The sequence below is a fragment of the Legionella worsleiensis genome, assembly GCF_001467535.1.
GTDB classification, from domain to species: Bacteria; Pseudomonadota; Gammaproteobacteria; order Legionellales; family Legionellaceae; genus Legionella; species Legionella worsleiensis.
On sequence record NZ_LNZC01000027.1, the window covers coordinates 348384 to 361196 of the forward strand.

A 12813-nucleotide genomic window follows, 5' to 3' on the forward strand; every position below is an offset into this window, starting at 1 on the left:
TATGAGTTCATTTAATTACATTAATAAAACACTTTTGCTGTCTGCATTATTCGTTAATTCAGCTTACGCTGTTTCAATTTTTCCTAGAGGTTGCGAGGTTTCGGGTTTTGGCTATCAAAATAATTTCTTGATTCTGAACGAAACAGGTAAGCAATCTTATTATTTGATCCAAAATCGGTCAGATGCAAAAATTGAGCTTGAACGTCATGAAACCGGTGATGTCTTTATGAGTCCCCCATTACAAGCCACCATTGAGCCTTTGAACTGGGCAGCTTTTGCTTCTGATGTGAGCAACTTAAATTTTAAATGTTATAAACACATAGAAGAAGATACGATAACCGTTGATTGTCGTGATGTGCTTGAAGTGTGCCAATATCCCAGAGTTCGTTTTGCCTTGAGCAATATGGGTAACTACTGGATTTCCGCCAACAAGGCCCAGAATGAAATCATCCAGGATTCTGTGGCTAAGGGTATCTACTTGAAATGGTGATAAGTGTCTAATTCTCGCTATGATTATCACTACATCGTTTCAGGAATTATTGGAGCGCTGATTCTATTATATGGCAACAATCATCATTACCCACAGCCTTACTATATTATTGGCTCTCTGTTTTTACTGTTAACTGCGTTTCATTTCAATCTGACTTATTTTATTGCTTTGGAGTTAATATTAGTTGCGGGGCATTCGGCAATTTTATTAGGAATAGGCCCCAATACTCAATCGGCTCTGCCTATTTTTTTGTGCATCCAACTGCTCATTTTTTACTTAATGGTGGGCAAAGAAACGCTTTTTCTATTATTAATCGGAATTTCCGGCATTGCACTTCTTGCATTTGGATTTGCCTTTAATAATCAATGGATTTTCTTTTCTGGCAGCTCATTTGTTGCGATTTATGCTTACTACAACGGCTATCAAGGTCAACCAGCCTCCTATATCTGGGCTATCACCAATACTCTGTTTTCCTTTATGGCGTTATATAAACTATTTTTTTACTAATTTGGAATTTGATATGAGTAAAACCGAATCAACCATGCTTGCTTTAGGAACTAAAGCACCTCATTTTAAATTATTGGATGTAACCTCAGGGAACTTTATTCAATTTGACTACTCACCTGACTACAATGCGTCTGTAATCATGTTTATTTGTAATCATTGCCCTTATGTAAAACACATCAACGCCGAACTAACTCAATTGGCTTACGATTATCTACCCAAAGGAATTCGCTTTTTAGCAATTAACTCAAATGATGTAGAACATTATCCTGATGACTCGCCAGAAAACATGATTACAACAGCACGTACGCATGAATTCCCCTTTCCATATCTTTATGACGAAACGCAAGAAGTAGCCAAAGCATATCATGCCGCATGCACCCCGGACTTTTTTGTATTTGATAAGGATTTGTCCTTGGCTTATCGAGGGCAGCTTGATGATTCACGCCCAGGAAACACAATACCCGTTACCGGAGAATCAATACGCAAAGCTCTGGACTGTATTCTTGCAGATACTCCTTTAGAAGAAGTTCAAAAACCCAGTCTTGGTTGTAACATAAAATGGAAGCCTTGCTGATCATCAAAACTATGATAGAAAATGAAAATGTCGGGCGAGACGCCCGACCTGCGGTTTTGCACGTCCCAAACTCTCGCTATGCTTGAGTTCGGGATGACAGGATGGTTGTGTAGATTTAAATATATAATTCCAACCAATCATTAACTACTAGGGTCTGTTGACAATTCACCTCTGCCTACGTGCCGTGGCTTGTCCACGGCATCCAGTAGATGGTCTAATTAAAATATGAACTATCTAATAGATTGATTAAGAGGAGCAAACTCATAATATAACGGTTCTGACTAACAGCACTCTTTATGTAGGGGCTATGACAGACCTTATTAAGCGTACTTGTGAGCGCAAAAATTAATTTATACCCGGCTTCATAGCCAAATATAACCTACACATGCTGGTTTATTATGAAATGGATGAGTTATATATTGAAGCAGCTCGCCGTGAAAAACGTTTTAATAATTGGCCAAGACAGTGGAAATTAAATCTAATTGAAAAACTTAATTCCGAATGGTGCGAGTTATATGAAGAAATTTGCCAATGATTGAGAGCTATTGGATGCCGTGGTCAAGCCACGGCACGTTGGCAGCACTGAATTGTTAACAGACCTTAATTGATTCATTTATTATTTTGGTCCTTTTACACTTTTTTCAGCAGCTTCAATTAGCGATTGCAACCCTTCTTTCACAGGCTTGAATGCCTTGGATGATACTGTTTCTGGCGTTGAGAAAAAAGTGCCAACATACCCCTTTTTTGTCGTAGCTTGAACCGCTAATGCAGGGACTACAAGTAATGCCGCAATAATACCCGCTAAACCCTTTAAAACAGCCGCAAGACCGCTGAAGATTGGATTGCTGCGGTGTTTTTTTAACTCTTTGTCAAGGGGGTTTATACTGTTTTCGAATGCCTGATAAAACGCATTAAATGTTTCTTGATTTGGGGTCGCAAAAAATTGAGAACCCGCACGGTTTATATTGTTTAATGCAGATGAAGCCAAAGTAGAAACAGGTCCATATCGATATGAATTCTTACCTGCTTGAAGAGTTAACCTATTATTAATTCTGACAAACTCTTTAATTAAGTCTTCAAATTCCTTCTTCTTTTTTAAACAAATGTCTTGGTATCCATCTAAAATATTTATCTCTTGTTTGCCTTTATCATTGGTTGGATCTAACGTTGATTCAGAACATACTGAGTCTGCTGATATTTTTTGTTCTGGAAGAGCTTGTGATAGAATTTGCTCATGCTGTTTTTGCGAAGATGAGACTTTAGGTTCTACATTGGTCTGTACGTACTTAATTTGCCCCATGGTACTGCCAGTAATTGCTTGTGCCAGGGGCTTTTCATGTTGTTTTGAGGATGATGGAACCGAAAGTTGTTTACCTGCTTCAAGCATAATTGCCATGGCGCCAATAAATCCCATAACTTCTTCTGGTTTTAGCCCCGCCCTACGTTCAGTAGAGTGTGACGTCAAGTAGCTCATTTCTTCGGATCTGACTGGTTTATTCATTATATGAGAGAGAACCATTGGATCGGCAGCATTTTGAATGACAAGTCCAGTCATGTATTCAAGGCTTTGAGTTGCTGAGACAGTATTCATATCAAATTCATTAAATTGCAATAGAGCCCCAACTTCTGTTGGTGATGTTAGTGACATAACCAAACCTGAATCTGCATCTACGTCTTGTTTGTACAATTGAAAGAAAAGGGTGTCAAGGGTAGTCTGAGTGGCGTTAATAAACTTACCAATTTCTATATGGAAACTACCTACACTCCCTTCACCATTATCATATACAATGGACAAGTGTGTTTTTTCACCTTTAATCAGAGCAGTAACATCCTTCTCCATTGCTTTGATCAGTTGCCCCAGGACTCCTGGTTTATCAGATTTTGACTTAGCCAACGCCTGCATCATCACTTGAACTAATTGAGTTTGATCAGTCACAGGAAGATCAGCCACTACAAGCATTCCTGTATCAGTTTTATCTGTAATTGTTTTCATTGACGGCAGATTTGTAAGCTCAGCGAGTTCTTGCTTGTTTGCAGTTCCCAATATACCAATCAGCAAATCATTCACAGTCATTCTCGAAATCTTTTGTACTGTTTTCCTAACCGTTTGTTCAATTACATTTCGAGCCTGTCTGTCTTGTGCATCAATCTGTTCCTTGTGGAGATTGACTCTTTGGGCTATAGATGTCATATCTGCCGTATGTTGAATACGCTCAGCATCAGGTAAAGAATCAATAATCTGTCTTAGCTTTGCTGAGAGCAATTTATAACGATTAAACAGATCGCCAAAGGTTGTAGTATTCGCTGTGAGCACATTTTGTGCTGCATCACGCAGGTCTATAACAGCGGATTCGAGTTGTTCTCTTGCAGACTCTTCTTTGATTTTTAGAGCCTGAACTGCTTCTTGATGTTTTAGATTGGCTTTTGCTTTTTCATTTTCCATAAGTCGTATTTTGGTGTTTAAAGCTTTGCGATCATTTTTTGGATAAGTTTCCCTCGTTTTTTTTAATTCTCGTTGCTGATTAGAATTCAAAGTGTAGAGATCAAACTCGGACAGTAATTCAGTAAACTGATTCGTCAGAGCATGAAGCTTTTCAACATTATTAATACTTATAACATTTTTTTCTCTATAAATTGCTGAGATAACGTGTTGCAGTTCATCTATTTTCTTAATGAATAGTTCAGTACTTAATGTCGATTTGGGCATTTTTATTGTTCCATCTGATTAATGACCTAATTATAGACACATTTATCTATAAAGTCACACCTTATGGGCGTTGACTAATCGTATCCCAAAATACTTGTAACTTTCCACGTCATCCTGAATCCGAGCGCAGCGAGCGAGGGTGGAGGATCTCCTGTTAGGTGAAACAATTTTTAAAGAATCGATTGATACAAATAATTCCCCCTCTGGCTTCAATGCATGCATCAAATCATGCTTCTTTTCTTTTTTTTAAATAATGATGAAAACACAATATGGGTTGGATTAGAGAAAAATTTAAGGCGCAACGTATAAAAAACCTTGATTTCGCTTACGCTGCATCAAGGCTTGTATCTTTAATGTGTAAGCAAAAAACTTGTAGCCTTGATGCAGCGTTAGCGAAATCAAGGAATTACTCTCCAAATCCACACATAGGCTCAAGCACCGAGTTAGCCGAATTTCTGGTTGTTTTTTTTCTGTTCTTAAATAATGTTGAAAATACAATACGGGTTGGATTAGAAAATAATTTAATGCGCAACATATAATAAAACCTTGATTTCGCTAGCGCTGCATCAAGGCTACAAGTTTTTGGTAAAGTGCTGAACACTAGAGTATTCAGCACTTTAATTCGAATTGTGTGTAATTACTTGGCGGGAATAATCTCAACTTGCAGATTAGCGATTACATCACTATGGACATGGACTTCGACTACATAGTTTCCAATAGAATGTAGTGGGCCTTCTGGCATAACAATTTCACGCTTACTGATTTCAACAGCTTTCTCAACCAAAGCATCTTTGATTTCGTTAACGCCAACTGAACCGTAAAGTTTACCCTCATCACTCGCCATAGCACTAATGACTAGAGTGATGTCGTTTAATTTAGCAGCACGTTGTTCTGCAGAAGCCAAAGCTTGTTGCGCTTTTTTCTCAAGCTCAGCACGTCTTTGTTCAAACAACTCAATGCTTTTGCTTGTAGCAAAAACTGCTTTATTTTGTGGAATCAGGTAGTTACGACCATAACCTGACCTTACATTTACCTTATCACCCAGATTACCCAGGTTACGAACTTTTTCTAATAAGATTACTTCCATCTTAAAAACCCCTTAAGTTGATTCTCTCACCCTTGCCGGGAGATATAATCTAAAATTAAATAAACTGTCCAATGCGCCAAAAACAACATAGGCAAATAAAACAAAAGCCGGTTTAAGTAGTATTATCAAAGCCAATAATAGTACAACCCTAAACTGTCGTTTGCGCGCAAAAGTAAAATATGCCAAGGAAAAACCTGATAAAAGGAAATAACCTAAAATGAGGGGGAGTAAGTTTAACGCACAGGCCACTTCATAATATGATGCGACAGATATGGCAATCAGGCTTAAAAATGCGAGACGACCACTGCGAAACTCAAGAACTTCTTTATGAAATCCCTCGGGCATAAACAATTTAGATTGAATCGAGCGTGCAAATATCAAGGAGATTACAGCAGAGCAAATCACACTTAAAATTTGTAAGCCAAAAAATAACTGAGCCAAAACAAACGCATTCATACCGTCCATGCTGTTATTCACCAGTTGATTGTACTCCTGAAATTGCGCCAAAAGGTTTTTGAATTGCTCAAATTGACCAATAACAAAATCAGGAACCATCAGCTGAATGCAGAAAAAACCAATAAAAGCCTGAATAAAAAACATTCCGAAAGCTGCTTGCCAGCTGGTAGCCTGACGCAGCGCCAGTGCAGCAGCAAAACAGGGAATATAAGTTATCAGAGTATTGATCAATGCGCTATCAACAGGAACCAACATCAATAGTGGTACTGAATGAATTACAAGCGCCGGTAGCATCACTTCGAATCCAGCCTTAGCTCCTTTTCTTAACGTAACCAGAGCAACCAAAGCTACGGAAAGCCAGGAGACAAAAGGCAAGACGGATAAAACAACAGCAAACAGAATCGCTTGCTGTTTGCTTTCCAGCACCAGTTTACATTGTCTCGTTATAAAATCGCCCGCACGCATCATTTTTTTATCTATGGCCGTCACAGTAAGGCAATAAACCGATAAAACGAGCATGTTTGATTGCTTTGGCTAGTTGTCTTTGAAAACGAGTCTGAGTGCCGGTGATTCTGCTAGGTACTATTTTACCTGTTTCAGAGATGTAATTTTTTAATAGATTAATATCTTTATAATCAATTTCATTACCGCCTTCAGCACTGAAGCGGCACATTTTTTTTCTACGGAAATAAGCTGACATCAATGTTCTCCTCTTAAGCGGTTCTGGTTTCTTTTTCTTTCTTCATCAAGACGGATTCACTGGTAATCGCTTGCTTCTGAACAGTAATCAGATTTCTTAAAATAGCATCGTTAAATTTAAATGCGTTTTTAATTTCTTCCAGTGCTTCAAGATTACACTCAACGTTCATCAAAATATAATGAGCTTTGTGAACATCATTGATAGGATAAGCTAACTGGCGTCGACCTAAGTCTTCTTTACGATGAATAAGGCCATTGTGCTTGCTTATGATCCCTTCATAGCGCTCAACCATTGCTGGTACTTGTTCGCTTTGATCGGGGTGCACAAGAAACATAATTTCGTAATGTCTCATGGTATCTCCTTGTGGATAAAGCCTTCTGATTCGGAAGTGACGCAGTAAGGCAAGGTTTTAAAAACGTGCAATTGTAACCGGTTTAAACACAAGTTACAAACACTAATGATGCTGATCAGGGCAAACGCATCTAAATTATGAACATAAATCTCCACCCTTTTGCCTACGTCCTGCGCTTTATGCGCAGGATCCATGCGATCTTAGTGCAGGCAAAGATCTGGATTCTGCGCATAAAGCGCAGAACGCAGGAATCTTGGTCTTAGATAATACGTTTAGATGCGTTTACCCTGTGATGCTGATTCCAGGTAAAAACTGCATTCTTAGTTATTACCAAGAAGCGTTGACCTGTTGCGCTGCCATACAAAGAGTAAAACGAGGCTTAAAATGCCTCAAATGTTCTGCTAGTGTTTTTTTTAACACCACTTGGGCTCAATAATACCAAAAATGCAATTATTTATTTAATTTCAGTTTAATTTTTAGTGACAAACATACCCCAATTAGGGTACCGTCCACATATCATTAAAACAAACAATTAGAGCCACATTTATTACCTAACTAATTATAAAATAACGAGGTTTTTTGATGGATATTATATCTCTTCAGTTTGAAGAACCCCTTATCATAAACATTGGCGATACAGTTGTGAAAATTCTCGCATTTAAAACCCAGGAACACGGAAATATAAAGTTTGGGGTAGAGGCGCCAAGATCCATAAACGTGCATAGAGAAGAAATTTTTCATGCCATTAAACAAAAAGAACTCTTAAACATAACGGAATAACTTTGTCTCATGCAAAATACTGTAACCCGTTATGTGATTTTGCTGGCATTTTTGATAGCTGGCCTATCTGTTTGTGCCTTGCTTGTAAACTCCTTTTTCTTTAAATTTCCTGGCAATAATTTTTTCCCGGAAGGCACTCCCCTTCTTGCCCTTATTCTCGGTATCAATTATGTCGGCTTGATTACATATTTTGGTAAAAATTCACCAATCAGTGACAGGGGTAAAGAGTTAATTTATTTTTATTTGATAATGTGTCTTATTGCGCTTGCCACAAACGCTGTGCAGCTTACCCCCTTCCCACCTATAGATAAATACATCGTTGCGCTTGAATCCAGGCTTAATATTAATTTGGTATCAATGATGGAGTGGACTAATCAATATCAGTGGCTAAAATACATTCTAAATCTGATTTATGAGAACATTCATTATCAATTAAGTATTATACCTCTTGTGATTATTGTCAGCGGGAAATTTCAACTTATGAGAGAATATTATTTCTTGTTGCTTGTAACAGCGATTGTTGGGTTTACATTTTATTATTTCTTTCCCACTACAGCACCAGCAAGTGTTCTATCCAGCTCATTGTTCTCACCCGAGCAAATTGCTACCGGGTATAAATTCAATCAAATCCATCATCACATTATCCCGACAACAAACGAGGGTGGATTAATCGCATTTCCGTCATTTCATACCGTATGGGCGATTTTTTGTGTTTATTTACTCAAAGATTGGGCTATCCCATGCTGTGTGTTGGCTATTATAAATACTTTATTAATTGTTTCTTGCGTGCTTTTAGGCTGGCATTATCTTCTTGATATTATTGGAGGCTTGATTTTAGCTGGATCAGGATTTTATTTATTGCATATACTAGATATTAGACCAGTTCATACACTTGGCAAATGTTAAAAGGACAAGATAAATTAACTTCTCGCCCTTTTGATGAACCCATGTCTTTAAAGTGCGGGTGCAAAAGATGGAGTCTCACCATTCATAACCAGATTCCAGACACCGTCTTTGGCATCAAGTAAGTCTAATGCCTGATTCGCTCCTCGAACTACTTTATGAGCCTGGGAGGGAAGCTTACTGTCCATATCGCTGTAATTAAACATTTTTTCATCAAAAAATGCATATCGTCCTGTTACCATTTTATGCCCCATGGAATAAAGACCAATTCCCAACAAACACAACAATAAATTTTTGAAAAAGGGTTTTAAGCTCAAATCCGACTCCTGGTAAGGCGTGAATTTATCCAGTATGCTCTGTACATCCAAACAGAAATTCAATGCAATGCGATTCAATTCGTCAGGACGAGTCTGACTTGTTACTTTTTGCAGGTATTCGTTTTTGATAATATTAATGTCCTTAAGCAAGCATATTCTGGCTTCTATTATTGAACATTCATCTCGTTCTAATTTTAAGATTTCATCATCAATCAATTTCTCAATTTTAGACAAATGAGCATAAAACACTAAAACACGATTCGGACCTTCCACTGAAACCAGTTTACCGTTTACACTGATCTTTTTCTCCTTCACCTCGTCTGCTAATCTCTGAAAATCGTTACAATAGTTCGGTGTGTAGTTTTGATTGTAATAGGAATTGGGCATAATAATATTTCCTTTGAGTTTAAATGTGATAAATTTTGCCACAAATACGATCCAAATACAAGCGCTTTGATTATTTTTTAATCAATACTTATCCCGTCGATAACCCATGAAAGGAATCCGGAACAAACCGTTCATTAGGCTGATAGTTTTTGCAAATAAGACCATAGCCTTCTGAATAGGTTACAGCATTTATTTCAACCTGCCTTTTATGTGATTTTTCAATGAGTTCTGCTTGAATTAACTCCGGGAGCGGACTAAACCGTTCCAGGGTTAAATCATCCTGTTGTTTAATAAATGCTAAAATATCCAAATCACTAAAGAACGTATTTTTCTTCCAGGCATGATAATAGCGTATTAAGCCGCTACAAAAACTATCAGTAAGGCAATCAGCCAAAGCGCTACATCCTATAGTTCGTCCTTCATACATCAGAGAGCTAAACAAACGATGCGGATCGCTAAATTCAATATAATGATAAGTGCGCAAATCTTTAACAAGATTCCAGGCCTTTACACCGTTTTGCGTGATGATAGAAACCAGACCCTCTAAAATATCCTTAACTGTCAGAGTATGACGAGACTGGTTGTATTCAAAAGTCATATTGATTTCACCGTGTTCAATAGCATAAATCAATATAACCCTTTGCAGCATATGAGATAATTTTCCGTGAAATAACCCCGTTCCATAACCACCCTCAAAAACATAATCTCCTTGTTTAACCTGACTGTCTGCAATTTCATTTGGAACAAATCCAATCCACTGATATGCATACTCAGCCATGCCGTATTTTCTGAAAAGAGAGATCAACAATTCCTGCAGCGCTTTATTTTTTTTCATGGGCTGATAATCAGCTTTAGGCACTGGATAATACAAATCTTCTATGAGTACAAAATCATATTCTTGGTTATTTAGTAAAGGAAATGGTTGACCGTGAGCCTCGAAGTAATACCGGCACAGTTCATCATTAAGAAATTTTAAATAAGGAATACAACGAGCAGGCTGGATTAACAACTGATGAAATTGGGCAATAACAGTTTTAATTGCTTCGTTTTTTTGAGACGCAAAAAGGGCTTTTTCAGCACCCGATCTGCTGCCAAACAAACTAAAGTAACAATCTGTTAATCGTGGTTCTGCCGGCAGGTTATGCAAAGATAATGGTAGGTGTTTGTATTTGTGAGGACGCAGGACCTGGCAAATAGCGTCAAAATCTGCCGCTTTTTCTGGAAATCGGAGCGCAGCGCCACGAGCTTGTGCCAATATATTGGTTACAGACATAAAGAGCCAAAATTGCGGTATATTCAAAAATTGGTGAACTATATCAACAGCTCCGAGAGAACAATGCAATGAAACTGCATCTAAATTTGGTTTATGTTCAATTGCGAGCAATTGTGGGAACAATCCCCGTTTATCGGCCTCTTCTAACAGCAATCGGACAATCCTGGCCTCTCGAGCTATCATTAAAAGACTATGGCGAATGTGATTTATGTGTAACAGATTTGCACCCTTTGCAATCAACAAATGTATAATTTCAGTGTGACCATGAAAACAGGCAATTCCAAGCGGTGAAGTTGCATGCAGTTTTGGGGCAGCGACTTCGCAATTCATCCCTTCATCAATAGGAGCAAGTTCCAATTCTATTAATAAATGAACTACTGAGGGGTAATTTTTTTTTGCTGCGAAATATAAAAGAGTTTCCTGTATAACACCATCGTTATTTTTATAGAAAAACGAAGGCTGTGGCTTACCAATTCGTCCTATGACCTGGTTTAACTGCTTTAATGCGGCTTCTTCTGTTTCCATAAAAGCGGTGAGCAATTCTTTCATTTCACCGTTTATAAGCTCAAAAAAAACCTCAAAAAGATTACGTTTTTTGGCATAACCAAAAGCACTTATGCCATCTTGTGTTTTTTTAGAGATCAATTCATTGAAACAGCCATTATCCATACTGTGGTTTACAATCAAATGACATATTTTAGCGTCGCGAATAACCATAAGCATACTTATCCCAAACGGGTTGGTATGCAATACATTTGCACCAGCTCTAAGCAGTATTGTCACTATATCCTTATTAGCCATGCCACACGCCAGCATCAGCGGAGATTGGTGATGGTAGTAAGGATCTGCTTCACAGACTATGCCGTCTTCAAGGTTGACACCAATATCGATTAATTTTTGTACTACAATCGGATAATTCTTAAGAATACACCAGCCTAACAGAGAGACGTTCATGCGATCAGAAAGTGTCTCGTGGGGCATACTGATAACTATTGGAGACTAAAAAAAAGCATCTGTGCCGTAAGATGCGAGAATATGCTCCAAAATTTCCAATGCTTCTAATTCAAACCCTTGTTTTAATTTATTTAAAAATATTTGCAATTGCAAGTCCATGGTGATCCCATTAATAGACACTACGCTTAAGCGGCGGAATGTTTTATTTATTTAGCCAAAGAATGCATAATTTTCACATAGGGCAACTATTGTGGTCAAATTTTATTGCGGGTAGTTTTAAGATATCGTGAATTGCAATTTCAATGACTGCTGTGGAGAGATAAAATTAATAATCCGCAATTGAAAACAGATACTAGTGGGTATTAATTTGTTTAAGCAAACCAGACGGGTTTTTAAGCTCGGAGTCCATAATGCGATGGGCCTCTCCTGTATTGAGCACGCTCCTCTTCAACAGTGTCAGAAAGCTACTTTTAGAGTTTGAATTCTTTTGTCCTTTTAATAAAGGATAGGCCTGAATATAGGTAACTCCATCCTTAATTCCCACTTTTACAGATTCATTAATAACTCGCACTGGTGTCCCAGTACCTGCCAATTCGTATAAATGTTCTATATCTTCAGGCAACATACGAATGCATCCGGCGCTTACCCGCATCCCTACACCATCGGTTCGGTTTGTTCCATGAATCAAGATTGCAGGCCATCCTAATCTTAAAACATGTCGACCAAGCGGGTTATGTGAACCAGCAGGAAAAACTTCTGGTAACGGTGCGCCCATCTCTTCAGCAGCGGCCCTTATTTTGGGTGTAGGACGCCAAACCGGATCAACTGTTTTATTGACTATTCGGGTAAGCCCTAATGGAGTATTCCATCCTTCTTTTCCAATTCCTACCGGAAAAGTGACTACTATATTCTCTTCAGCGGGAAAATAATACAAACGATATTCAGCTAAATTAATCACTATACCTTTTTTAGGTACATCAGGAAGAATGTATTGAGAAGGAATGAGCAAACGAGTATGAGGTGCCAAGGTATGCATTGGATCTGCATGCGGATTTGCTCTTACCATTTCCTGATAGCCCACATCAAAACGACGTCCGACTTCGTCAATAGTCTCATCAATTAGAGAATAGGTGTATTGGACTTCACCGACAACATCTCCTGATGCAGGTAAGACATAAGTTGCCGCATGAAACTGATTAGCTAATAAAGTACTTAACGAAGCACACAGTAACAGCCATCTTTTTATCAGCATGATTAGTTCATATGAAAATGTTTAAATAGCGATTAAAAAAATGACCCAGCAAGGTGTTAAACCCTGCCAGGCAA

The 12813-nt window shown here is 38.1% G+C and carries 13 protein-coding genes and 1 pseudogene; 6 read left to right on the forward strand and 8 right to left on the reverse strand.

The window, feature by feature from the left end:
- Position 1: 1 nt before the first annotated feature.
- The 4 genes and pseudogenes from Lwor_RS11070 (at position 2) to Lwor_RS14155 (ending at position 2106) form a co-directional block, all read left to right on the forward strand.
- Complete coding sequence (locus Lwor_RS11070) at positions 2-490, forward strand: hypothetical protein (protein ID WP_058493936.1); 489 nt, start codon at positions 2-4, stop codon at positions 488-490.
- 3 nt (positions 491-493) lie between these two features.
- Complete coding sequence (locus Lwor_RS11075; RefSeq protein WP_058493937.1) at positions 494-997, forward strand: hypothetical protein; 504 nt, start codon at positions 494-496, stop codon at positions 995-997.
- A gap of 13 nt (positions 998-1010) precedes the next feature.
- Entirely contained in the window at positions 1011-1571 is a 561-nt protein-coding gene (locus tag Lwor_RS11080; protein WP_058493938.1) for a thioredoxin family protein, read from the forward strand.
- A gap of 307 nt (positions 1572-1878) precedes the next feature.
- Positions 1879-2106, forward strand: a pseudogene (locus tag Lwor_RS14155) (GIY-YIG nuclease family protein).
- An 81-nt stretch (positions 2107-2187) separates the two neighbouring features.
- Here Lwor_RS14155 and Lwor_RS11090 read toward each other — a convergent pair.
- From Lwor_RS11090 to rpsF, 5 genes are all read right to left on the reverse strand, one after another.
- On the reverse strand, positions 2188-4104 hold the full coding sequence (locus tag Lwor_RS11090) for a hypothetical protein (protein WP_147279881.1): 1917 nt from the start codon (positions 4102-4104) through the stop codon (positions 2188-2190).
- Positions 4105-4915: 811 nt separating this feature from the next.
- A complete protein-coding gene (gene rplI, locus Lwor_RS11100; RefSeq protein ID WP_058493941.1) occupies positions 4916-5365 on the reverse strand; it encodes a 50S ribosomal protein L9 in 450 nt (149 codons plus the stop codon).
- Between the two features lie 12 nt (positions 5366-5377).
- Positions 5378-6289: a hypothetical protein gene (locus Lwor_RS11105; RefSeq protein WP_115091100.1), complete on the reverse strand. Its 912-nt coding sequence runs from the start codon at positions 6287-6289 to the stop codon at positions 5378-5380.
- A gap of 4 nt (positions 6290-6293) precedes the next feature.
- Complete coding sequence (rpsR, locus tag Lwor_RS11110; protein WP_058493942.1) at positions 6294-6521, reverse strand: 30S ribosomal protein S18; 228 nt, start codon at positions 6519-6521, stop codon at positions 6294-6296.
- 13 nt (positions 6522-6534) lie between these two features.
- Entirely contained in the window at positions 6535-6873 is a 339-nt protein-coding gene (gene rpsF / locus Lwor_RS11115; RefSeq protein ID WP_058493943.1) for a 30S ribosomal protein S6, read from the reverse strand.
- Positions 6874-7455: 582 nt separating this feature from the next.
- Between rpsF and Lwor_RS11125 the strand changes: the two genes are divergently transcribed.
- Entirely contained in the window at positions 7456-7653 is a 198-nt protein-coding gene (locus tag Lwor_RS11125) for a carbon storage regulator (RefSeq protein ID WP_058493945.1), read from the forward strand.
- Positions 7654-7662: 9 nt separating this feature from the next.
- Positions 7663-8559, forward strand: a complete 897-nt coding sequence (locus Lwor_RS11130) for a phosphatase PAP2 family protein (RefSeq protein WP_058493946.1) — start codon at positions 7663-7665, stop codon at positions 8557-8559.
- Between the two features lie 47 nt (positions 8560-8606).
- On the opposite strand, the gene Lwor_RS11135 is transcribed toward Lwor_RS11130, so the two are convergent.
- From Lwor_RS11135 to Lwor_RS11145, 3 genes are all read right to left on the reverse strand, one after another.
- Positions 8607-9260: a hypothetical protein gene (locus tag Lwor_RS11135; protein WP_147279880.1), complete on the reverse strand. Its 654-nt coding sequence runs from the start codon at positions 9258-9260 to the stop codon at positions 8607-8609.
- Positions 9261-9348: 88 nt separating this feature from the next.
- Complete coding sequence (locus Lwor_RS11140; protein WP_115091098.1) at positions 9349-11514, reverse strand: ankyrin repeat domain-containing protein; 2166 nt, start codon at positions 11512-11514, stop codon at positions 9349-9351.
- A 325-nt stretch (positions 11515-11839) separates the two neighbouring features.
- Entirely contained in the window at positions 11840-12739 is a 900-nt protein-coding gene (locus tag Lwor_RS11145; protein WP_058493949.1) for a L,D-transpeptidase family protein, read from the reverse strand.
- Between the last annotated feature and the right edge of the window lie 74 nt (positions 12740-12813).

Coding starts and splice junctions, on each gene's coding strand:
- Lwor_RS11140 (WP_115091098.1), bottom strand. CDS start 11,514: ATGCCCCACGAGACACTTTCTGATCGCATGAACGTCTCTCTGTTAGGC.
- Lwor_RS11105 (WP_115091100.1), bottom strand. CDS start 6,289: ATGATGCGTGCGGGCGATTTTATAACGAGACAATGTAAACTGGTGCTG.
- Lwor_RS11070 (WP_058493936.1), top strand. CDS start 2: ATGAGTTCATTTAATTACATTAATAAAACACTTTTGCTGTCTGCATTA.
- rpsF (WP_058493943.1), bottom strand. CDS start 6,873: ATGAGACATTACGAAATTATGTTTCTTGTGCACCCCGATCAAAGCGAA.
- Lwor_RS11080 (WP_058493938.1), top strand. CDS start 1,011: ATGAGTAAAACCGAATCAACCATGCTTGCTTTAGGAACTAAAGCACCT.
- Lwor_RS11145 (WP_058493949.1), bottom strand. CDS start 12,739: ATGCTGATAAAAAGATGGCTGTTACTGTGTGCTTCGTTAAGTACTTTA.
- rplI (WP_058493941.1), bottom strand. CDS start 5,365: ATGGAAGTAATCTTATTAGAAAAAGTTCGTAACCTGGGTAATCTGGGT.
- Lwor_RS11125 (WP_058493945.1), top strand. CDS start 7,456: ATGGATATTATATCTCTTCAGTTTGAAGAACCCCTTATCATAAACATT.
- Lwor_RS11130 (WP_058493946.1), top strand. CDS start 7,663: ATGCAAAATACTGTAACCCGTTATGTGATTTTGCTGGCATTTTTGATA.
- rpsR (WP_058493942.1), bottom strand. CDS start 6,521: ATGTCAGCTTATTTCCGTAGAAAAAAAATGTGCCGCTTCAGTGCTGAA.
- Lwor_RS11135 (WP_147279880.1), bottom strand. CDS start 9,260: ATGCCCAATTCCTATTACAATCAAAACTACACACCGAACTATTGTAAC.